Here is a 1,126-nt window from a genome sequence, read left to right on the forward strand (position 1 = left end):
ACATTATCGGCATTGTTCTCGGCTTCATGGTCCATTGGTCCGTGGCCACGATCTTCATCATCTTCGCCCTGCTCTGGGCGCTCGCGGCCTATATGCGCTCGGTGATCGTCGCCCGCATGGAACGCGGTTACCTCACCACGCAGCACCTGACTGAGAAGTAGGCCGCAGCGGTGTATATTCGCCCGGAGCTGCGCGCGGGCGCGGCGTTCATCTCACTGTGGGATCCAACCAATCCGCTGATCCGCCGCGCCGGGCGTGTAGTTCCCGCGCTGTGGCCCGCACCCTATATCCAGGGCGTGCGCACGCAGCAGGTGAAGAATTCCGATATCCGCGCGACCATCTATAGCCCGGAGAACCCGCGCGGCGCTGTGCTGTGGATCCACGGCGGAGGGCTGCTCATGGGCCATCCGCGCCAAGACGTTAAACACCTCAAGGAGACCGCCGCGGAAGTCGGTGTCACCGTCATTGCGCCGCACTACCGCTATGCCCCGGAGAACCCCTATCCGGCCGCGCTTGACGACGTCCACTCGGCCCACCACTGGCTCCTCACGCATGCGGAAGATCTGGGAATCAGCCCAGATCGGATTGTCATCGGCGGCCAAAGCGCCGGGGGAGGGCTCGCCGCCGCACTGTGCCAGCGCCTCCTAGATGAAGGCGGAATTCAGCCGGCGGGGCAGTGGCTCTTTTGCCCGATGCTCGATGACCGCGCTGCCTCCACCGACCGCAATCCCATCTGGGACGCGGACTCCAATGCGCAGGCTTGGCGCTACTACACCAACGGCAACCCAGACGCACCCTATGCCGTGCCCGGTCGCCGCGCGGAGTTAGCAGGTCTGCCACCGGCTTGGTTGTATGCGGGGAGCAGTGAGCTTTTCTACGACGAAATTGTGGACTACGCCGAGCGTCTGAAGTCTGCCGGCGTGCCCACGCAATGCGAGGTCGTAGACGGCGGCGTGCATGCCTTCGAGCTGTGGGCTCCCCATACCGCGGTGGCAAAGCGCCTGCTCATGAGTTCTCGCGCCTGGCTGCAGTCGACGCTGGACGCGCTACACTAACGGGCATGCTCTTTCTCCTCTATGGTATTTCCGCGCTGCTGTGCATCGCCGCACTCGTGGCCAAGCTGTAT

General features: G+C 63.9%; 2 protein-coding genes. Both read left to right on the forward strand.

Annotated elements, in window-relative coordinates:
* The first annotated feature begins 11 nt into the window (after positions 1–11).
* Positions 12–161: a DUF4233 domain-containing protein gene (locus HMPREF2565_RS14405; RefSeq protein WP_371441005.1), complete on the forward strand. Its 150-nt coding sequence runs from the start codon at positions 12–14 to the stop codon at positions 159–161.
* A gap of 9 nt (positions 162–170) precedes the next feature.
* Complete coding sequence (locus HMPREF2565_RS07550) at positions 171–1,055, forward strand: alpha/beta hydrolase (RefSeq protein ID WP_070509952.1); 885 nt, start codon at positions 171–173, stop codon at positions 1,053–1,055.
* Positions 1,056–1,126 lie beyond the last annotated feature (71 nt).

This window comes from Corynebacterium sp. HMSC072A04 (genome assembly GCF_001809235.1).
Taxonomy (GTDB): Bacteria; Actinomycetota; Actinomycetes; order Mycobacteriales; family Mycobacteriaceae; genus Corynebacterium; species Corynebacterium hiratae.